This window comes from Glutamicibacter sp. BSL13 (assembly GCF_052928425.1).
In genome coordinates, this window is sequence record NZ_JAVGCZ010000036.1 from 1 (window position 1) to 20,852 (window position 20,852).

The following is a 20,852-nucleotide window of genomic DNA, read 5'->3' on the forward strand; positions in this document are numbered from 1 at the left end:
TGGCGCATTTTGCTGGTTTGGTGGCTGCGGGGTTGCATCCGTCGCCGGTGCCGCATGCGCATGTGGTCACCTCGACCACGCATAAGACTTTGGCTGGTCCGCGTGGCGGGATTATTTTGTCGAATGAGGCGGAGATTGCCAAGAAGCTGAATTCGGCGGTGTTCCCGGGTCAGCAGGGCGGCCCGTTGGAGCATGTGATCGCGGGCAAGGCGGTGGCGTTCAAGATCGCCGCGTCGGAAGAGTTCAAGGAACGCCAGGAGCGGACGTTGGCTGGTGCGCGGATTCTGGCCGAGCGTTTGTCCCAGGCCGATGTCGAGGCCAAGGGGATCAGCGTGCTGACCGGCGGCACTGATGTGCATCTGGTGTTGGTGGATCTGCGTAACAGCGAGCTCGATGGCCAGCAGGCGGAGGATTTGTTGGCGCAGGTGGAGATCACGGTGAACCGTAATGCGGTGCCGTTTGATCCGCGTCCGCCGATGGTGACTTCGGGGTTGCGGATCGGTACCCCGGCGTTGGCGACGCGTGGTTTCTCGGAGGAGGCGTTTGCTGAGGTGGCGGAGGTTATTGCGCAGACGTTGATTGCTGGTGTGGAGGGTAGTACGGGCAAGCTTGGGGAGTTGAAGCAGCGGGTGCTGGATTTGGCTGCGGCCCACCCGCTCTACCCGGAGCTGCCGAAGGTGTCCAAGTAACACCCGGTAACACCCGATGAGGGGTCCGGGAAGTGCGCTGGACGCACTTTCCGGACCCTTCGTCATCACGGGAACTTCGCGTTCCCACACCGCGGGTGTTCCAGGCCGAGCCCTGGAACCCGCACCTACTTTAGGGCCGGCCCGGCCGGTCTCGTTATACCTAAGGAAGTGATCTGCGATGGCAATCAGCGTCTTTGATTTGTTTTCTGTGGGTATCGGCCCCTCATCCAGCCACACCGTGGGCCCGATGCGCGCGGCCCATGCCTTCATCTCCCATGTCGTGAACAAGGGATACCTGGAGCAGCTGGAAACCGTGCGGGTTGATGTCTACGGTTCGCTGGCTGCCACCGGGCGGGGACACGGCACCTTCACCGCCATCCTGCTGGGGCTGGAGGGCTACGAGCCGGAAAGCATCCTGCCCGCACAGGTCGATGAGCGCCTGGCCGACATCGAATCCGGCGCACCGCTGCGCCTGGCCGAGCAGCTCGGCTCCCGCAAGGACATCGCCTACTCGGTGCCCGACATGATCCAACACCCGCTGACCATCCTGCCCCGGCACACCAACGGCGTGAAGTTCGCGGCGCTGGACGCCAGCGGTGAAACGCTGCTGGAGGAGACCTTCTACTCGGTGGGCGGCGGGTTCATCGTCAAGGACGGCGCCGAGGAACGGATCGAGAAAAACCTCGAGGAAAAGGTCAAGGCCCAGCCCTACCCGTTCACCACCGCCGCGCAGCTGCTGGACTACTGCGCCGAGACCGGCAAGTCGATCGCCCAGATCATGCTCGCCAACGAGGAAACCTGGCGCACCCGGGAGGAAATCTACTCCGGGCTGGTGCACATCTACAACGTCATGGAACAGTGCAAGGACTCGGCGCTGGAACGCACCGGGGTGCTGCCCGGTGGGCTGAACGTCCGCCGCCGCGCGCCGGAATGGCATGCCCGGCTGCGCAAGGAGGACAAGGACCGCGACCCGGTCTACTGGCAGGAGTGGATCAACCTCGTGGCGCTGGCCGTCAACGAGGAAAACGCCTCCGGTGGCCGGGTGGTCACCGCCCCGACCAACGGGGCCGCCGGCATCATCCCAGCCGTCCTGTTCTACGCCACCCATTACGCTCCGGGCGCCAAGTTCTGGAACGAGGAGGAAAAGCACGAGGCCGTGGTCAAGTTCCTGCTCACCGCCGGGGCCATCGGCGTGCTCTACAAGGAGCAGGCCTCCATCTCCGGGGCAGAGGTCGGCTGCCAGGGTGAGGTCGGTTCGGCTTCCTCCATGGCCGCAGGCGGCCTGGCGGAGGTGCTGGGCGGCACCCCCGCCCAGGTGGAGAACGCCGCGGAGATCGCCATGGAACACAACCTTGGTCTGACCTGCGACCCGATCGGGGGACTGGTGCAGATACCGTGCATCGAACGCAACGCGATCGCCGCCTCCAAGGCGGTGAACGCCGCGAAGATGGCCCTGATGGGCGACGGGCAGCATCACGTGACGCTGGACGAAGTGATCATCACGATGCGCGAAACCGGCAAGGACATGAGCGACAAGTACAAGGAAACCGCGATGGGCGGCCTGGCCGTCAACGTCGTCGAATGCTGATCGCCGACGCCTGAGCCGCGGCGGGCAGCACCGTCGGCGGCCGCGGACACCCAACGGGTGGCGGAATGCTCCGCCACCCGTTGCCATTTAACGCGGTGAGCCCCGGGACTGGAGAAACACCCCTTGACCGCGCCGTCATTAGTGGGGACACACCTTTAAAGCGCTCACCCGGCATCGTTCGATGCCTGGCAGCGTTCCACCGAATGCGGCCCTGCCGGGGCGTCACGGGCTGTGAGATTCGCGGCACCGATTCGGGAAAGCAACCGTTCGGTGATAGAACTAAGAGGTAAGGATACGTTCCGGGGTGCCGATCCCCGACCAATCCAGGAGGTGAACCGCATGGAAGACGGACCGAGTCGATCTACCACCACGCGAACCTCCGTTCCCTCTTTGTTCCTGGCCCGCTAGCCCGGAAGTACTCAGTCATGCACGGGGGTCTCGCGACCATGACCCCATTCGCCAGCGCGCCAGCTGCCTGACCAGTAGATTTATCCCCGCATCCAAGAAGCGGGCTTCGTTCCGGGCTTCCTGCAAAAGCCCGCGGAAATCTGCGGAAGGGCGGGTCTCGGCGCGCCCCTGAACCGTGTTTGGACTGATGCCAGTGAACACCACCGACAAGGTAGATTTCTCAACTACTTCCCGTATGATCCGTCGCGCCATTGACGAGCGCGACATGGCCGAACTGTCCCGGGTGCTGGACGCCCTGGAGGTCCCCGAGGTGCTTGAGCACCTGGAAAGCCTGCCGCTGAAGGACTCGGCGATCGCCTACCGGATGCTGCACAAGGACCGGGCCATGGACGTCTTCGAGATGCTCGACGCCCCCGTGCAGGCCGAACTGCTCGAGGCCATGCAGGGCCACCCGGTCACCGAGGTCTTTGCCGCGATGGACCCCGATGACCGGGTGGCGCTGCTGGATGAGCTTCCCGCCCAGGTCGCCGCCAAACTGCTGCAGGGCCTGGGGGAGCGTGAACGGCGTGAAACCAATGTGCTGCTGGGCTACTCCTCCGGGGTGGTGGGCCACGTGATGAGCCCGAACTTCGTCACCACCCACCCCGGTCTCAGCGTCGCCCAGACGATGCGGCGCATCCACCGGGTCATGGACGATGTGGAAAGCATCTACACCGTGCTGATCACCGACGGCGCGCGGCGCCTGGTCGGGGTGGTCAGCCTGCGTGAACTGATGGGGGCGGATGATGAGCAGCTGGTCGGCGAACTGGCCAGCGAGCCCTACACCGCCACCGCGAACGAACCGGTGGCGGTCGCTGCGCGGCGCACCATCGACACCCGGGTGATGGTCATGCCCGTGCTCGACCTGGAGGAACGGGTCGTGGGGGTGCTGACCATCGACGATGCCATCCGGCTGATCGACCTGGAGGAAGAGGAGCGCTCGGCGCGCGGAGCCGGCACCGAACCGCTGCGCCGCCCCTACCTGACCACCCCGATCCGCTCACTGGTCAAGTCCCGGCTGGTGTGGCTGCTGGTGCTGGGCATCGGCGCGACCCTGACCGTGCAGGTGCTCTCCAGCTTCGAGGAGACCCTGGAGTCCATGGTGGTGCTCAGCCTGTTCATCCCGCTGGTGGTGGGCATCGGCGGGAACACCGGCAACCAGGCGGCCACCACCGTGACCCGCGCCCTGGCGGTTGGGGACATCCGGGTGGCGGACCTGGGCCGGGTGCTGTTGCGCGAGGTGCGCGTGGGCGGGATCCTGGGGTTGTGCCTGGGCTCGCTGGCGCTGCTGATCGCCAGCCTGGTCTTTGACCTGCAGGTGGCGGTGATCATCGGCATCACCCTGGTGGCGTTGTGCACGATCGCCGCGGCGGTGGGCGGGATCATGCCGATCATCGGCAAGCTGCTGCGGGTGGATCCGGCGGTGTTCTCCAACCCGTTCATCTCCACGTTCGTCGACGCGGCCGGGCTGGTCGTGTACTTCAGCGTCGCCATGAGCGTGGTGCAAAACTTCGGCGGGATGTAGCGGCGCCGGGGTGTGACACCGCCAACATTTGGGCACCGGGCGCGTGCGGGACGGAATAATGCCGCCGGCGGCGGTGTCACACCTAGCATGGCGCAAAGCAAACTCTTTACCCCCATCACCATTCCCACCCGCGACGGGCAGGGCCTTGAGCTGCGCAACCGCGTGGTGCTGGCCCCGATGTGCCAGTACGCGGTCGACGCCCGCGACGGGGTGCCCACCAGCTGGCAGCTGGTGCACCTGGGCTCGATGGCCCACGGCGGGTTCTCCCTGATCCACACCGAGGCCACCGCGGTCGCCGCCGAGGGGCGGATCTCGGATCGGGATGCCGGGCTGTGGAACAACGAACAGGAGCGGGCCTGGGCGCCGATCGTGGACTACGTCCACTCCCACGGCGCGAAGATCAGCGTGCAGCTGGCCCACGCCGGGGCGAAGGCCTCCACCTACGCCTGGCTGCCCGGCCCGGCGAAGGACGGCAAGACCGGCAGCATCGGCGAGCAGGACGGCGGCTGGCAGACCTATACCTCCAGCCCCTCTGACCTCTACGGGCTGGCCCCGTCCACCGCAATGAGCATCGAACAGATCCAGCGTTCGGTGCGCGACTGGGCGGCGGCCGCCCAGCGTGCCGACGTTGCCGGGTTCGACGCGATCCAGATCCACGCCGCCCACGGCTACCTGATCCACCAGTTCCTCTCCCCGCTGTCCAACACGCGCACCGACGAGTACGGCGGCAGCTACGAGAACCGGGTGCGCTACCTGAAGCAGGTGGTGCAGGCGGTGGCCGAGGTCTGGCCGCAGGAGAAGGTGCTGGGCATCCGCTTCTCCGGGGAGGACTGGGTGCCGCAGGGCTGGGGGATTGCGGACACGGTGCGCCTGGCCGGGGAGCTGTACCAGATGGGGGTGCGGGCCTTTGACATCTCCAGTGCCGGGATCGGCGCCTTCCACGGCCCCAGCGGCCCGGGCTACCAGGTGCCGCTGGCCGCCGCCGTGCGCCAGGGGCTGCCGCAGGACGCGTTCGTCACCGCCGTCGGGGCGATTACCGACCCGGTGCAGGCCGAACAGGTCCTGGTCACCGGCGCTGCGGACGGGGTGAGCATCGGACGGGCCGCGCTGGGCGACCCGCAGTGGGCCAACCGCGCCGCGCACACCCTACAGGCCGAACCTGCCATCCCACCACAATACTGGCGCGGGCGCTGGTAGTTCCCTCAAAGGCACCGCAGAACCGGTCTTCTGCGGTGCCATGAACCGTCGCGATGGGGCACACTGGCAAGACACCAGCTGATGAGCCGCACCTCTTCCGGGGAACCACTTGGGGTGTTAGGTTAGTCACACGGATCTAGTCGCTGCGCGACTGCAACGGTCGCGTGCGGAAGGGAGTCAGCATGGCACTGCGCGCGGATTCTAATGGAATCGACGCTTCGCTCTATCGAAAGACCGGCTCTTGGAGCACTGTTTTGGCAGATGCTTCGCTGGGAACCACGGCGGCGCAGGAGGCCGCTGACCGGCTACCTGATGAAGTTGCCAAGACCCTCAAAAGTCAGCAAGCGGATCCTCGCGACATCTCAGCAATGACCGAAGCCCTGCAGCCGGTCGAGGGGCTGCGCGCCCCGGTGGCCCGCATGGTTGCCGTCCACGACGGACAGGTGGTGCTCAATGAAATCATCCCGGGCCTGAAGGTGGAAAACACTGCGGTGGACACCGGACCGTTCCCGAACTTTGTGGCCCTGGCCCGCGCCCGCGGCGGGGCCTTCTCCTATCTGGTGGCCGAGGCCGGGCGGGCCGGCGGTGAAGTGCACCTGTACAACACCACCTCCCCCGAACGGGTCGCCAGCCGGGGCATCGTGGGCGTGCCGGAGGAAACCCACGTGGCCCGCAAGGTGCCCGGGGAATACGACCAGCCCAAGAACCAGGCCGCGGCCGAAGAAATGGCCCGGCGCAACGCCGAGGAGGTCGCCGACCTGATCCGGGAGATGGCGCACGATAACTACGTGCGGCTCATCGTGATCTCCGGGGATGTGAAATCCCGGGAGATGGTGCGCGACTATGTGCACTCCTCGCTGCAGCCCCTGGTGGCCATGCTGGAGGCCAATACCCGCACCGGCGGGGCCGACCGCAACGCCGTGGACGCGGAAATCCGCAAGCTGGTGGACACCGTGACCGCGACCGAGCTGGAGACCCTCTCCCAGCGGGTGGCGGACAACTCGGGCAACTCGCGGGCGAACCTGGCCCTGGGCATCAACGAGGTGGTGGAGGCCCTGCAGCAGGCGCAGGCCGACACGATCCTGGTCAGCCAGTACCAGGATGAGCACACGCTGCGGGCCCTGAGCGCCGAACCCTGGGTGGCGGTGGAGGATGATCCGAACCACGCCGAACTGGTCATCGGCCAATGGCCGGCGCCTGAGGTGCTGCTGCGGGCCACCGCGCTGACCGATGCGACCATCCGCTACGTCCCCGACGGGCTGCTGCCCAACGGGGTGGGCATCGCTGCCCTGCTGCGCTGGCCGCGCAACAACCACTGATCCCACTAGTCCCAAGGCGTGAGCATTACCCAATGCTCACGCCTTTTCCCTGCCCGCCGCCGACCGGGGCGTCAGGGGCGGCGCTTAGCCGCCGGGCTGTTGCTCCGGCGGGTTATCGGTTCCCTGCCCCGCAGCGCCCGGTCCCTGCTGCGGTGGGTTCGGGTACGGCGGAAGCTGTTCGGCCGGCGGCGCCCAATAGGCGCCCGTGGGGTGCCCGGGGTGCGGGGCATGGCCCGACGGGTAGTTCCCCGGGGCCGGGTGCCCCGGCACCGGGTACTGCTGCCCCGGGTACTGCTGCTGGTGGTACTGCGGGAAATGCGGGTGACCGCCGGTTGACCACGGCACCAGGTATTGCGGCTGCGGCGGCAGCGGAGCCGGCCCGGCGGTGCGCTGCACGCCGAAACGATCGGCCAGGCGCACCAGCAGGAAGGTCAGGACCGCGGTCAGCACCAGTGAGGGCAGCAGGGCCGCGAGGGATCCCTCGGTGGCGTTCATGTCCATCAGCCCGGCCGCGCCCATCAGGAACAGCAGCACGTTGTTCACCACGTGCATTCCGATGGCCGCCTCCAGCCCACCCGTGCGCCAGGTGAGATAGCCGGCGGCCAGCGCGAAGGCCGCCACATCCAGCAGGCCGTAGACGTCGTAGAGGTGCCCGAAGACGAACAACGGCAGGGGCAGCAGGATCGCGAACAGCGGATGTTTCAGCCAGCCGCCGATGATCTGCATCAGCATCCCGCGGAACAGGTACTCCTCGGCCAGTGCCTGGAACGGCACCAGCAGCAGCACCAGGATCACCATCAGCACCGGGGAATCGGGCACGCTCTGGGCGGGCACCGGCGCGGAGGGCAGCACCCCGATCCTTTCCAGCAGCAGCCCGCCGCCAAAGTAGAGCAGGTACACCCCCAGCGCCGCACCCAGGCACACCGCCAGCCAGCGGAACCGCAGCCTGCCGGTCACCGACCACAGCAGGCCCACCGGCTTGGGGCCCAGCAGCAGGTAGGCGAAGAAGCAGGCCGGGATCAGCAGGATGAGCGAGAGCATGGTCAGGATGAAATCCGAGGGATTGCTCATGTCCAGTGCCAGTTCCTCGCTGGCCGCCAACGGGTCGCCGGTGCCGGTGTCCATCCACGCGGTGGGGGAGGCCAGCATCATCGCGATCATGGCGATGACGATCAGGACCGTGAGCGCCAGATAGAAGCCCAGGGTGGTGCCGCCCACCGCCAGCGGCCGCCACCACCGGTACTGCCGGTCGCGGCGCATCAGGCGGTGGAAGGCGTAGCGGGGTTCGGTCTGCGGATCGCCGCCCGCGGGGGAAGGCGAAGGCTCAACGCGTTCTGGCTGGCTGGTCATAAGGCAATTCTCGCTGGTGCGGTGGGGTAAACCCATGAACCTTTGGGTGGATTTGTTTGCTCATCCCCGCGGACGGCGCCGCACGCGGGGCGTTGTGCGATTCGCCGCTGCCCTGGCCCCGGCGCGCTGGCTACACTGGTGCGGGCACCATTGCGCATCGTCTTCGATGTGGTGCCACGACATCCGGGCACGCAGCGGCCCATCTCGGGCAGGACGACAAAGGCAGGCACGTGGGCCATCACCATCACGAACATTCGCAGATCCTCTTGGATCCCCGGCGCCGCAAGCGCGCCTCGATCATCCTCTGGGCGCTGCTGGCGCCGGTGGGAGCCATTGCGCTGGTGATGGTGATCGTGCTGTGGCCCCAGGGAAACTACGATCGCTTCGCGCTCAGCGGCCCGATGGACACCAGCGGGTCGGTGCAGATGTCCACCGGCACGGTCACCCGCACCGAGTCGCAGATCTGCCCCTCCAGCCAGGGGCTGGACGAGGTGGGCGGCAAGGAGCTGCAGTGCCCGGTCACCTACGTGATGCCCGACGGCGGCGGGGCGGAGATCCAGCTGGAGGTGCCGCCCGAAACGCTCAGCTCCCGGGATGTGGGTTCCGGGGATCGGGTGCGCTACCTGGATTTGGCGGGGGCCAGCACCGAGGCGGTGCCCTATGTCTTCGTCGATTTCGTGCGCACCACCCCGATGGTCCTGCTGGCCCTGGCCTACGCGCTGGTGGTGGTGCTGGTCGCCGGGTGGCGTGGCGGGCGGGCACTGATCGGGCTGCTGGGCGGGGTGGCGTTCATGATGATGTTCATGGTCCCGGCCCTGCTGGAGGGGCAGAACCCGGTGCTGGTGGCGCTGGTGGGTTCCACGGTGATCATGTTCGGGGCGCTGTATTTTGCCCACGGCCTGAACGCGAAGACCTCCACGGCGCTGCTGGGCACCCTCTTCGGGCTGGGCGTCACCGCCTGGCTGGCCGTGTGGCTGACCGATGCGGCGGCGTTGACCGGGGCCACCGATGAGCACGCGATGACCCTGTCCACGGTGGCGCCGCAGGTGTCGTTAACGGGGCTGCTGATTTGCGGGCTGCTGATCGGCGGGCTGGGGGTGCTCAACGACGTGACCATCACCCAGTCCGCCACCGTCTGGGAGCTGGCCGAGGCCGCGCCGCGGGCCACGGCCGGCGAATTGTTCGCCAAGGGGATGCGCATCGGGCGGGACCACATCGCCTCCACCGTGTACACGATCGCCTTCGCCTACGCCGGGGCGGCGCTGCCGATCCTGGCGATCGCGGCGCTGAGCAACCAGGGGGTGGGCAGCACGCTGAGCACCGGGTCGATGGCCGAGGAGGTTATCCGCATCCTGATTGGCTCGATCGGGCTGGTGCTGGCGATCCCGGTGACCACGCTGATCGCCGTGCTGGTGGTCAAGGCCACCGGAACCGGGGGAGCCCATGGGACCCTGCCGCGGGCCCGGCGAGCCGGCGCCGAAACCGCTGGTGCGAACCATTCTCACATTAATGTAGAATAGTTCTCATTAGTGATTCTTTGGAATGGAGCCGCCCGTGACCGCACGCCACCTGACCCCGACGCTTCTGCTGCTGCCGGTGGGCGCACTGATCCTGGCCGGGTGCGCCCAGGGCAGCGCACAGTCCCCGCAGGAGCAGCAGAACCCCGATGCCATTGAGGTGGTCGCCACCACCAACGTCTACCGTGACATTGCCCAGCGCATCGGCGCCGACCGCGTGCAGGCCACCGAGATCATCTCCTCCCCGGCCCAGGACCCGCACTCCTATGAGCCCACCGCACGGGACAAGCTGACCATTTCCAAGGCCGAGGTGGTGCTGGCCAACGGCGGCGGCTACGACGCCTTCATGGACCAGCTGATCTCCTCAATGCCCTCCGAACAGGTGGCCCAGCAGATCCACGCCGTGGACACCTCGCCCGAGGCCGTCGAAGCGAGCGCCGAGGCCGGGCACGATGAACAGGGAGAGCACGAGCACGAGCACGAGCATGGCGGGCATGAGGGCCACCAGCATGCCGGGTACAACGAGCACGTCTGGTTCGACCTGGACTCGATGCAGGCCCTGGGGGAGCGGTTGGCCAGCGAGTTCGGCAAACTCGACCCGCAGCACGCCGAGCAGTTCCAGGCCAACGCCGAGCAGTTCAGCACCGAGCTGCAGGAACTGAAGGACCGGGCGGCGGCCGCCGGGCTGGACGGCAAGAGCTTTGCGATGACCGAGCCGGTGCCCTTCTACCTGCTGAAGGACGCCGGGATGCACGACGCCACCCCGCAGGGGCTGAGCGAAGCGGTCGAGGCCGGCGGCGACATCCCGCCGCAGACCCTGAAGAAGATGAACGATGCGCTCGCCGACGGACAGATTGACCTGTTGGCCTACAACATCCAGACCGAGGGGCACGACAGCGTCGCGATCCGCTCCACCGCCGAGGCCCATTCGGTGCCGGTGGTCGACTTCGCCGAGACCATGGGCCCGGATGAGGACTACGTCGGCTGGATGGGCGCCCAGGTCGATGACCTGGCCGCCGCGGCAGGCAAATAGCGCAGGAGCCCGCCGAACCGGCGGTCGAGCCGGCGGCCAAGCCGGCCCGTGGCGCGCCGGGCAGGGCGGGCGCGGTGGTTCCGTAGACTTAAGCCATGTCCCTGATCACCCGACAACTGCGCCTGGCCGTGGGCCGGGCCCGAGCCCTGGCCGCCGAACCGGCGGTGCGCCGCAGCATCAACGCCCAGCACCGGGAACTGCGCCAGACGCACACGGTCCTGTTCTTCTCCGAACCGCCCAGCCAGATCTACCAGCTGCAGGTGTGGCTGCGTCCCTTCGAGGCCCTGGCCGAATCCGGGGCGCGGATCGGAATCGTGGTGATGAACGCGCTCACCGCCCGCCAGCTGCTTCAGATGACCGGGCTGCCGGTGTTCTTCTCCCGCTCCATGGAACAGGTCGAGCAGCGCCTGGCCAAGGCCGGGACCAGGACCATCTGCTACGTGAACAACGCACAGGGCAACTTCACGATGCTGCGGATGAACGGCCCGCTGCACGTGCACCTGAACCATGGGGAGAGCGAGAAGATCTCCATGGTCTCCAACCAGCTCAAGGCCTACGACCGGGTGGCGGTGGCCGGGCCGGCGGCCATCGAGCGCATCAGGGCGCACATCCCGCGCTTTGACCCGGCCGCGCTGGTGCCGATCGGGCGCCCACAGCTGGATGGGATTACCCGCACCACCGGGCTGCGCCGGCTGCGGGTGCTCTACGCCCCCACCTGGGAGGGCGATTCGAAGGCGATGGGCTACTCCTCGCTGGAAACCCATGGCGTCCAACTGCTGGAGGCGTTGGCCGGGGACGAGCGCATTGAGCTGCGCTTCAGGCCGCACCCGAAGACCGGGGACACCTCGGCGCAGGTGGGCAAGCTGCTGGCCGGGCTGCGCCGGGAGTACGCTGCGCACCTGGACCCAGTCGCCGACCCCGGCCAGTCCCTGGCCGAAAGCGACGTGGCGATCTGCGACATCTCGGCGATGGCCTATGACGCGATCGCGCTGAATGTGCCGCTGCTGGCGGTTGGCAGCCAGGACTGCGAATTGACCCGCCGGCTGCCGGCCGACCAGCTGCTGGGCTCCGCGGCGGCGGGCCAGGACCTGGCCGAGCGGGTCCTGGAACTGGGCCGGGCCGGCAGTGCCGGGCAGCAGGAGCTGGCCAGCTACTTCTTCGCCACCACCACCCCGGGGCAGGCCACCGAGCTGCTGCGCCGGCTGGTCTGCGGCTCCTAGCGCTGGCGGAACACCGTGTCCTGCCACGGGCGGTGCGCGGCCCGTTCGTGGGAGAGCAGCACGTGCTTGATGTTCGTGTACTCGTCGAAGGAGTACTGGCTCATGTCCTTGCCCTGCCCCGAGGCCTTGTAGCCGCCGTGCGGCATCTCGGAGATGATCGGGATGTGCTCGTTGATCCACACACAGCCTGCCTCGATCTCCGCCGCGGCGCGCAGGGCCCGGTTCACATCCCGCGTCCAGGCGCTGGCCGCCAGGCCATAGGGGGTGTCGTTCGCCAGGGTGATCGCCTCATTGTCCGTGTCAAAGGGCAGGGCGACCAGCACCGGGCCGAACACCTCCTGCTGCACGATCGCCGAATCCTGCCGGGCCCCGGTGATCAGCGTTGGAGGGAAGAATGAGCCGGGGCGCGGCAGCCGGGTTCCGCCGGTGCGCACCGTGGCGCCCTGTGCGAGCGCCTGGTCCACCATGGCGGCGACCCGGCGCAGGTGGGTGTCGCTGATCAGGGACCCCATGTCCGTGTCCGGGTCCGTGGGATCTCCCACCACCATGGTTTCCATCAGCTCGGTGACCCGGGCGGTGAACGCCTCGAAGACCGAGCTGTGCACGTAGGCGCGGGTGGCGGCCGTGCAGTCCTGCCCGGCGTTGATGGTGCAGGCGGCCACCGCGCCGTGTGCCGCGGCCTCCAGGTCCGCGTCGTCGAACACCACGAACGGGGCCTTGCCGCCCAGTTCCAGGTGCACCCGCTTGCCGGTTTCCGCGGCCAGGGCCATGATGCGCCGGCCCACCGCGGTGGAACCGGTGAAGGAGCTCATCCGCACCAGCCGGTGGCCCACGAGCTGTTCACCCACGCTCGGCCCCGGACCGACCACCACGTTGATCACCCCGGCCGGCAGCCCGGCGGCGTGGGCGGCCTCGGCGAAGAGCAGCGTGGTGCCGGGGGTGAGCTCACTGGGCTTGAGCACGATGGTGTTCCCGGCGGCGATCGCCGGCAGGATCTTCCACGCGGCCATCTGCAGCGGGTAGTTCCAGGGGCAGATCGAACCGATGACCCCGACCGGCTCGCGGCGCACCATTGAGGTGGAGTTTCCGGCGTAGTCCCCGGCCGCCAGGCCCTGCAGGTGGCGCGCCGCCCCGGCGAAGAAGTTCACGTTGTCGATGGAGCCGGGCACGTCGAACTCGGTGGACATGCGGATGCTCTTGCCGGTCTGCGCGGTTTCCACCGCGGCCAGCAGTTCGGCCCGGGATTCCAGTTCGCGCGCCAGCGCCAGCAGGTGCCCGGAGCGTTCGGCGGGGGTCAGCCGCGACCAGGACCCGAAGGCGGTGTGGGCCGCGCGCACCGCATCCTCCACGTCCTCGGCGCTGGCGTAGTCGATGGTTTCCAGGACGGTGCCGGTGGCGGGATTGATCCGCTCCACCCGCTGGCCGCCGCCGCGGCGCCAGGCGCCGTTGATGAACTGGTGGCCGTGGGGGAAGTCGTAGCTGTGCATCTGGGGTCCCTTTCCTGGGGGTGGTCGTTAATGGGTCCGGCCGCGGGCCGGTGCCGGCGCGAAGTTCTAGGAGTCGAAACCCATGCCGAGCTTGTCCATGGCCTTCAGGAACAGGGAGCGTTGGCCCTGGTTGCGGTCGGCGCGGGCCAGCTGGCCGGTCATCAGCTTCACCCCGAGCCAGGCGGCCGGTTCGGGCGGGAACGGGATCGGCTTGCGGCGCACCATCTCAAGTCCGGTCAGCTCGGTCGGCTTCCCCGAAAGCAGGTCCAGCATCACCTTCGCCCCAAAGCGCGTGGCCCCCACCCCCAGGCCGGTGTAGCCGGCCGAGTAGGCCACCTTCCCGCCGTAGGCGCTGTCGAAGAATGCGAAGAAGCGTGAACAGGTGTCGATCGCCCCGCCCCAGGCGTGGGAGAAGCGCACCTGGCCCAGCTGCGGGAAGCTGCCCAGGAAGTGGGCGGCCAGCTTTTCGAAGGTCGCCTCGGAGCGGTCGTAGCTGGAGCGGATCCGCCCGCCGAAATGGTAGAGCGCGTCGTAGCCGCCGTAGAGCAGCCGGAAACCGCCCTCGGCGTCAATGGTGGGGCGCACGTAGTGGAAGCGGTTGTTCATGTCGGACAGGCCCACCAGCTTCTCCCAGCCCAGCGCCGCCCGCTGCCCGGGGCTGAGCGGTTCGGTCATCAGCGCGTAGTCGTAGACCGGGATGGTGTGCAGCCGGTGCCGGGCCAGCAGCGAGGGGAAGGCGTTGGTGGCCAGGGCGACGCGTTCGGCCTCAACCTGTCCGCTGGGGGTCAGCACGCGCAGGCCGCCCTCCACCGGGGCCAGCGCTTCGGCGCGGGTGTGCTCGTGGATCTGCACCCCCATCTCGTCGCACACCCGGGCCAGCTCCCAGGCCAGCTTGGCGGGGTGCACGAGCACCCCGTCGGTTTCGCTGTACAGTCCGGCCTTGAAGTCCGGGGAGTTGATCCAGCCGCGCACCTGATCGGGGCCCAGGTAGAGCGTGTCGGGGTGTGCCGCGTGCTCCTCGCGCAGCCACGGGACCTGGTGGTCCTCGGTGGCCACGGTGAGGATGCCGTCCTTGATCAGCTCCACGTCCATGTTGTAGCGGGAGATGGTCTCCAGCAGCTCCAGCAGGTTTTCCTCACCGAGCTCGGTGAGCCGGGCGTTCTCCCGGGGCAGGTGCTGTTCGCCGTTGGATTCGCCGTGCACCAGGGAGGCCTCGCAGAACCCGCCGTTGCGTCCCGATGCGGCCCAGCCGATGCGTTCGGCCTCCAGCAGGATGACGCTGCGCTGCGGGTCGCGCTCCTTGGCCTGCAGGGCGGTCCACAACCCGGTGTAGCCTCCGCCGATGACCAGCAGGTCGCAGGAGGCGGGACCGTCCAGGGCCGGGTGCGGGTCCGGGCGCAGCGGGGTGTCGAGCCAATAGGACGTGTGCCGGGCCCCGGCCAGGGACCGGCGGATGCGGTCGGGGTCGATTTCGGCCTCATGCCGATCAAAGCTCAGCGGGCCGGTGGCGGGGGTGGATGGGGTGGCGGTCACGGGCAGGTCATCCCTTGTCGAGGTCGGTGAACGGGTGGGCGAAGGCGGGCCCATTCATCGCCAGCGTTGGAAGTGGTGGGATGACCAGTGTGGTCGCAGCGGGGGAGGGGTGCTCAGTGGGAGCCGGAGGCTGGCCACGCTTATCCCTCTTCCCCACAAGGATCACGGTTGAATGTGTAGTGAATGTGATTCATTACACATTCAACCGCGGTGGCCGGCAGACTGTCAAGACCCGGAGGGCACCAGGGGCGCGGCCGCCGGGACGGCGCGCGCGCTCCGGGTGCTGCGGTGCGCCACGGCGCACCCGGCGGCGTTGCGGGCCGCGGTGGAACCGCGGACCCGGCGCCCGGCGCTGATCCCCAGGGCGCAGCCGAACATGAGGGTGAATTCGGCCAGCGCGATCACCAGCATCCACAGGTGCCCGTCCGCATGGCCGCCGGAAGCCGCGGCATGCGCCGCGTGTCCGGCGTGCCCCAGCGGCAGGCCCAGCACCATCACGACGTGCGCAATGCCCATGGCCGCGCTCATCAGCAGCAGCCCCAGCAGCTGCCCGGTGCGCAGGGCGTCCACCGAACACTTCAGGCACCAGAGGGTCATCACACCCAGGGCGATGACCCAGCCTGGAGAGTGGGGCAGGGCCAGCAGCATCAGCACGTGGGCGGCCGCCAGCGCCGCGGCGCCGCCGGCCAGCACCCAGGTGCCCGCGGTGCGCCTAGTTTCCGCCGCCACAGCACTCGGCCTCACCGCTGGAGCAGCAGCCGTGCTTGACCGGCTCGGGCACATCCAGCACCGGGGAGCGGTCAAAGAAGCCCTCGGGGCGGATCTTGAACCCGACCGAGTCCACCGGCATGATCGGCCAGTCCTCGGTGCGCGGGAAGTGGGTCAGCGCAAAGGTGTGCCACAGGCTGATGTCCTGGGTGTCCACGCTGTGGTCATCGGCGATCCAGTCGTTGATCCCCTCCACGCCCGGGTTCTGGTTCACGAAGTCGCCGGTGGGGTAGCGGTGCCCGGCCTCGCGCTTGGTGACCCACAGCGCCTTGGAGGCAAAGGTGGCGCGCTTGTGGATCGAGGAGCCCTCGGCGGCCAGCAGGGTGGGCAGGCCCTGCGGGTGCAGCTTGAAGCCCACCGGCTTGCCCAGGTAGTTCTTCGATTCCGGGTTGGTGACCACCCAGGAGCGCCCGGCGGGCATGTTCGCATCGCGCACCGCCTGCTTGGCGGTGGACAGCACCGTGTGGCTGCGGCTGAACGCGTTGCCGCGCGGGTTCTCCTTGCTGATCGGCAGGCGCACCGCCTCCTCCTCGATGACCTGGCTCGGCCCGCCATCCAGCGCGAAGTCCAGCCGGGCGCCGAAGATGTGCTGGTGGAACGGGGCCCCCAGGCCCGGGGCCATCTCCGAGGCAAAGCGCTCGTCGCGCATTGCGGAGGTGAACACGATGCCGGTGGCCTTGGCCTCGAATTCGATGGTGCCATCCAGGTACAGGTACCAGTAGAAGCCGTAGTCGTAGTTGCCCACGGTGGTGAAGAAGCTGATCACCAGGCGGCGGTTGCGTCGGGTGTACTTCACCCCCGACCAGTCATCGGAGTGCTTGGAGAGGATCGAGGAGTCCTCCTCGTGCATGCAGATGCCGTTGTGGATGGTGCGGGCCTCGCCGTCGGCGGTGGCCACCACCGGGGAGATGTAGTGGATTTCGCCCAGGCAGTCGCAGCCCAGTTCCAGGGAGTTGGCCATGCGTCCGATCAGGTATTCGCCGGTGTCGAAGTAGTTCTGCCAGCTGCGCACCGGGGAGGGGTCGCCATAGGGCACGACCATCTCGGCGATCGAGGCGCGGTCCAGGATGCGTCGGCGCTGGCCCTTGTCGTCGAAGGCGATGTTGTACAGCACCAGGCCCTCGCGCATGTCGAAGCCCACATCCAGGCTCCACTTCTCCCACTCGACGTGGTTGCCGTCGGTGACGGTGAAGCTGGGGCCCTCCGGCTGGGTGATCAGCAGCGGCTTCTGGGTGTCGCGGATCGGGCCGGTGAGCTCGGGGTCGGTGTAGTTGCCGTGGTCGGCCGGGATGTCCACCGGTCCAAAGTCCAGGATCTGGTCCACCTTGCCGGCGACGGTGTCGATGTAGACGACCAGCCCGTCCACCGGGTGGGCCCAAGCCGAGTCCTCGGCGAAGTCCTGGCGGAAGGCCAGCCCGCGCAGGATGCGCCGCCCGGATTCCTCCGGGTACTCAAAGACGCCGGCGGACAGCGGCGCGACGCGCACCTGCTCGACGGTGAGGTTGCGCTTGGCCAGCGCCTGGATCCAGCCTTCGTCCGCGGCCACGATGGCCTCGACCTTTTCGAACTCCTCCTCCAGCACCGGCAGCTGCCCCACGGCCGCCGCGTCGATCTCGGTGACCTGCTCGATCTCGTTGCGGGTCAGGTCCAGCACCACGTCCTTGGGCTCATTCAGCGCCGAATCCATGAGCATGACCCGCACCCGGCGGGCCGGGGCCTGCGGGTTCGGGTCCTCCAGGCCCAGGTAGGCGATGCGGGTGGAGGCGGTGAACAGGTTGTTCTCCTGCAGCAGCCGGCGGGCGGCGGCGATTTCCTCGGCGCCCAGCAGGGTGTAGTCCACGGTGCGAGTCTTCATGTGATGCAACCTTCCAGGGGGTGTGAAGCGAAACACTTTTAATTCTCTACGTGTAGAGAATACGGATTTGTGGAGTGCTTCACAAGGGGTCACGGGATATTTCTGCCCCGGCCCTAGACTGGTGACATGCCCAAGATCGTTGACCATGAGCAGCGCCGCCGCGAAATCATCGAAGTCACCTGGCGCTTCATTGCCCAGCAGGGCTTCGACAAGCTGAACCTGCGTGATTTGGCCGCCGCGGCCGGTTACGCCAACGGGGGGCTCAAACCGTACTTCCCCACCCGCAACTCGCTGCTCTCGGCCACGTTCAACTTCGTGTTCAACTCCACCGGGCGGCGCATCGCCCGCACCACCCGCGGCCTGGCGGGAATGGCTGCCATCCGCGCCTTCGCCGCCGAGGTGCTGCCGCTGGATGAGGAGCGCCGCGACGAGTCCCGGGTGGTCATCCACTTCTGGCACGTGGCCCTGCAGGATGAGAAGATGGCGCAGCTGAACGCAAACTCCATGGATGACTGGCGCCGCCAGCTCGATGGCTGGCTGCACCAGGTGCCGGGCCTGGACCCGCAGCGCGTGGAGGTGGCGCGCAATGCGCTGATGACCTTCCTGCTCGGGGCGCAGATCACCGCCGTGCTGGACCATGCGGGCAACTCGCGCCAGCAGCTGCTGGCGCAGCTGGACTACCTCCTCGAATCCCTGCATTAGCCCCCCTGGCGCAGCGGGAGCAGGTGACAGCGACGAAAATCTGCCGTACATTCAACGTGACGCGCACTACAGGGGCGGTGCCGGCGCCGGGAGGAGAGGGATGTACCAGTTTCAGCACGTGGATTCGCACACCGCCTGGTCGGACCTGGTCTCCCAGTCCTTCGTCCCGCTGCGCAGCGAAGCGGTGTCCTCCGGCCGGTTCCGCGCCAGCCTGGCCACGAACATGCTTGGCGGGATCGGGATGATGCGCATCAGTGCCAAGCCCCACGCCGTGCAGCGCACCGAACCGCTGGCGGCGGCCGGGGACGGGAAGTACTTCAAGGTTTCACTGCAGCTGACCGGGCATGGGCTGCTGGTCCAGGACGGGCGCCAGGTGCTGCTGGCCCCCGGGGAACTGGCCATCTACGACACCCAGCGGCCCTATTCGCTGGCCTTCGAACGCGAGGCGACCACCATGGTGGTCATGATCCCGCACGAGCAGTTCCGCCTGCCCCAGGAGCAGGTCCACCAGATCACCGCCGTGAAGCTGGACGGACGCCATCCGCTGGCCGGCACCGTCACCCCGCTGCTGCACCACCTGGGCGAGCACCTGGACCAGTGGGATGAACACGGCGGCGCGCCGCTGGCGCGCAACGCCTCGGACCTGCTGGCCACGGCGCTGGGCGGGGTGCTGACCCCGGCCAGCCCCGCCGGGGACCAGCAGCGCCAACGCCAGCGCATCCAGGCGTACATCCGAACCCGGCTGGCCGATCCGGCGCTGTGCCCGGGCAGCATCGCCGCCGCGCACTACCTTTCGGTGCGCAGCCTGCACGCCTTGTTCGCCGCCGAGCCCCGGCCGGTCGGCGCCCTGATCCGCCACCAGCGCATGGAACTGGCCGCCGAACTGCTGACGGACCCAATGCTGGTCCAGGTGCCGATCCAGGCGATCGGCGCGCGGGTGGGCCTGCCCGATGCGGCCGGCTTCGCCCGGGCCTTTGCCGCCCACCACGGGGTGAGTCCCAGCCGCTACCGGCAGCAGCTCGCCGGCTAGGGCCCGCCGCGCCGCTCCCGGATTTTCACCGCCCACAGGCCAGGTCTGCACCCGATGCCAAGTGGTGTGCGCGCAATGCCAAGACACCTGCGGCGCCCATCACAGATGCTGGGATGGTCATCGTTTGGAATGGGGAAAACCAATGGGTATCGAACAGCGCACCTTGACCGTGCCGGCCCTCGTTGTCATGATCATCGCGGCCAGCGCGCCGCTGACGGTGGTCGCCGGCGGGGTGAGCACCAACTTCGCCGTCACCGGGCTGCTGGGGGTGCCCCTGTCCTTCGTCGTGCTCGGGGCGATCCTGCTGGTGTTCGCCATCGGCTACACCGCCATGAGCCGGCACGTGAGCAACGCCGGCGCCTTCTACGCCTACATCGCCCAGGGGCTGGGCAAGCCGGCCGGGGTGGGTGCGGCGATGGTGGCGGTGGTCAGCTACAACCTGATGCAGATCGGCATCTACGGGCTGTTCGGCTTCGCCGCGGCCTCCTTCGTCAACGCGGTGCTGGGCACCGCGATCCCGTGGTGGGTGTGCGCCCTGGTCGCCTGGGCGCTGGTGGCCATGCTGGGGGTGAACCGGGTGGACTTCTCCGCCAAGGTGCTGGGCATCGTGGTGGGCCTGGAGTTCCTGGTGGTGATCATCTTCGACGTGGTGGCCGTGGCCCAGTCCCCGCAGGGGGTCAGCAGCACCGGCTTTGCCACCGGGGACCTGTTCATGCCCGGCATCGGCGCGGTGCTCGCGTTCTCGATTGCCGCGTTCATGGGCTTTGAGTCCGGCACGATCTACAACCAGGAGGTCAAGGACCCCAAGCGCACCGCGCAGCTGGCCACCATCATCGCGGTGAGCATCATCGCCTGCTTCTACGCCCTGTCCTCCTGGGCGGTGCTGGTGGCCCTGGGGCCGGACCAGGTGGTGGGCGCCTCCCAGGAGCACGGCCCGGATCTGATCTTCGTGTTCCTGGCCAGCCATGCGCCGGGCTGGTTCATCGACCTGGCCAACCTGCTGTTCATCACCAGCCTGTTCGCCGCGCTGCTGGCCTTCCACAACGTGGTGGCCCGATACTTCTACGCGATGGGCCGCGGCGGCGCGCTGCCCCGGGTCCTGGCCCGCACCTCGGCCCGCACCCAGGCCCCGCTGGCCGGCTCGCTGGCCCAGTCGGTGCTGGCGCTGCTGGTGATCGCGGTGTTCGCCGTGATCTCCACCGGCAAGGATCCGATGTTCATCGTGCTGACCATGTTCACCTGGATGACCAATTCCGGGGCCTACGGGCTGGTGCTGCTGATGGCGCTGACCTCCTTCGCGGTGGTCGGTTACTTCGCCCGCCGGCGCATTGAGGCCTCGCTGCTGACCAGGGTGATCGCCCCGATCGCCGCGGGGATCGCCTTGAGCTATGTGTTCACCCAGATCGTGGTGAACTTCGATGTGCTGATCGGGATGGAGGAGGCCGGGCCGCTGCAGTACGTGCTGCAGGCCGTGGTGCTGCTGCCCGGGGTGCTCGGCTTCCTGATCGCCCTGATCGCCCGCCGTTCCCGGCAGGACCAGCACGACCCGGCCCGCGATGAGGTGCCGGCCCACCGCGGCTAGGCCCCGGCCG

15 protein-coding genes and 1 pseudogene are annotated in these 20,852 nt (G+C 68.2%); 11 read left to right on the top strand and 5 right to left on the bottom strand.

Annotated elements, in window-relative coordinates; genetic code table 11:
- The 5 genes and pseudogenes from RCJ92_RS08440 to RCJ92_RS08460 all read left to right on the top strand — a co-directional run.
- A pseudogene (locus RCJ92_RS08440) lies at positions 1-689 on the top strand (serine hydroxymethyltransferase); the annotation flags it as partial.
- A gap of 178 nt (positions 690-867) precedes the next feature.
- Positions 868-2,277, top strand: a complete 1,410-nt coding sequence (locus tag RCJ92_RS08445; protein WP_138176590.1) for an L-serine ammonia-lyase — start codon at positions 868-870, stop codon at positions 2,275-2,277.
- Positions 2,278-2,920: 643 nt separating this feature from the next.
- On the top strand, positions 2,921-4,249 hold the full coding sequence (mgtE, locus tag RCJ92_RS08450; protein ID WP_246049566.1) for a magnesium transporter: 1,329 nt from the start codon (positions 2,921-2,923) through the stop codon (positions 4,247-4,249).
- Positions 4,250-4,336: 87 nt separating this feature from the next.
- Positions 4,337-5,446 (top strand): oxidoreductase, encoded by a 1,110-nt coding sequence (locus RCJ92_RS08455; RefSeq protein WP_138926727.1) that lies wholly within the window; start codon positions 4,337-4,339, stop codon positions 5,444-5,446.
- Between the two features lie 368 nt (positions 5,447-5,814).
- On the top strand, positions 5,815-6,765 hold the full coding sequence (locus tag RCJ92_RS08460) for a baeRF2 domain-containing protein (RefSeq protein WP_246049565.1): 951 nt from the start codon (positions 5,815-5,817) through the stop codon (positions 6,763-6,765).
- 84 nt (positions 6,766-6,849) lie between these two features.
- On the opposite strand, the gene RCJ92_RS08465 is transcribed toward RCJ92_RS08460, so the two are convergent.
- A complete protein-coding gene (locus tag RCJ92_RS08465) occupies positions 6,850-8,115 on the bottom strand; it encodes a CPBP family intramembrane glutamic endopeptidase (protein ID WP_446754313.1) in 1,266 nt (421 codons plus the stop codon).
- A 230-nt stretch (positions 8,116-8,345) separates the two neighbouring features.
- On the opposite strand from RCJ92_RS08465, the gene RCJ92_RS08470 reads away from it, so the two are divergent.
- The 3 genes from RCJ92_RS08470 to RCJ92_RS08480 all read left to right on the top strand — a co-directional run bounded on the left by RCJ92_RS08470 (position 8,346) and on the right by RCJ92_RS08480 (position 11,885).
- Entirely contained in the window at positions 8,346-9,635 is a 1,290-nt protein-coding gene (locus tag RCJ92_RS08470; protein ID WP_396277127.1) for a YibE/F family protein, read from the top strand.
- A gap of 34 nt (positions 9,636-9,669) precedes the next feature.
- On the top strand, positions 9,670-10,665 hold the full coding sequence (locus RCJ92_RS08475) for a metal ABC transporter solute-binding protein, Zn/Mn family (RefSeq protein WP_446754314.1): 996 nt from the start codon (positions 9,670-9,672) through the stop codon (positions 10,663-10,665).
- Between the two features lie 95 nt (positions 10,666-10,760).
- On the top strand, positions 10,761-11,885 hold the full coding sequence (locus RCJ92_RS08480; RefSeq protein ID WP_138926722.1) for a CDP-glycerol--glycerophosphate glycerophosphotransferase: 1,125 nt from the start codon (positions 10,761-10,763) through the stop codon (positions 11,883-11,885).
- On the opposite strand, the gene RCJ92_RS08485 is transcribed toward RCJ92_RS08480, so the two are convergent.
- From RCJ92_RS08485 to RCJ92_RS08500, 4 genes are all read right to left on the bottom strand, one after another.
- Positions 11,882-13,372: a gamma-aminobutyraldehyde dehydrogenase gene (locus tag RCJ92_RS08485; RefSeq protein WP_446754315.1), complete on the bottom strand. Its 1,491-nt coding sequence runs from the start codon at positions 13,370-13,372 to the stop codon at positions 11,882-11,884. The two genes, RCJ92_RS08480 and RCJ92_RS08485, sit on opposite strands and share 4 nt — an antisense overlap.
- 66 nt (positions 13,373-13,438) lie before the next feature.
- A complete protein-coding gene (locus RCJ92_RS08490) occupies positions 13,439-14,905 on the bottom strand; it encodes an NAD(P)/FAD-dependent oxidoreductase (RefSeq protein ID WP_446754316.1) in 1,467 nt (488 codons plus the stop codon).
- 225 nt (positions 14,906-15,130) lie between these two features.
- On the bottom strand, positions 15,131-15,634 hold the full coding sequence (locus tag RCJ92_RS08495) for a hypothetical protein (RefSeq protein ID WP_138926720.1): 504 nt from the start codon (positions 15,632-15,634) through the stop codon (positions 15,131-15,133).
- Positions 15,618-17,528 carry a primary-amine oxidase gene (locus tag RCJ92_RS08500; RefSeq protein WP_346921494.1) on the bottom strand — a complete coding sequence of 637 codons (1,911 nt, stop codon included), beginning with the start codon at positions 17,526-17,528 and terminating at the stop codon, positions 15,618-15,620. Before RCJ92_RS08500 ends, RCJ92_RS08495 begins: the two co-directional genes overlap by 17 nt.
- Positions 17,529-17,654: 126 nt before the next feature.
- Between RCJ92_RS08500 and RCJ92_RS08505 the strand changes: the two genes are divergently transcribed.
- The 3 genes from RCJ92_RS08505 (at position 17,655) to RCJ92_RS08515 (ending at position 20,842) form a co-directional block, all read left to right on the top strand.
- Positions 17,655-18,230, top strand: coding sequence for a TetR/AcrR family transcriptional regulator (locus tag RCJ92_RS08505; protein ID WP_138176619.1), 576 nt, complete (start codon positions 17,655-17,657; stop codon positions 18,228-18,230).
- Between the two features lie 100 nt (positions 18,231-18,330).
- Positions 18,331-19,260 (top strand): AraC-like ligand-binding domain-containing protein, encoded by a 930-nt coding sequence (locus RCJ92_RS08510; protein ID WP_446754317.1) that lies wholly within the window; start codon positions 18,331-18,333, stop codon positions 19,258-19,260.
- 142 nt (positions 19,261-19,402) lie between these two features.
- Positions 19,403-20,842, top strand: a complete 1,440-nt coding sequence (locus tag RCJ92_RS08515) for an APC family permease (protein WP_138926717.1) — start codon at positions 19,403-19,405, stop codon at positions 20,840-20,842.
- Positions 20,843-20,852: the final 10 nt, after the last annotated feature.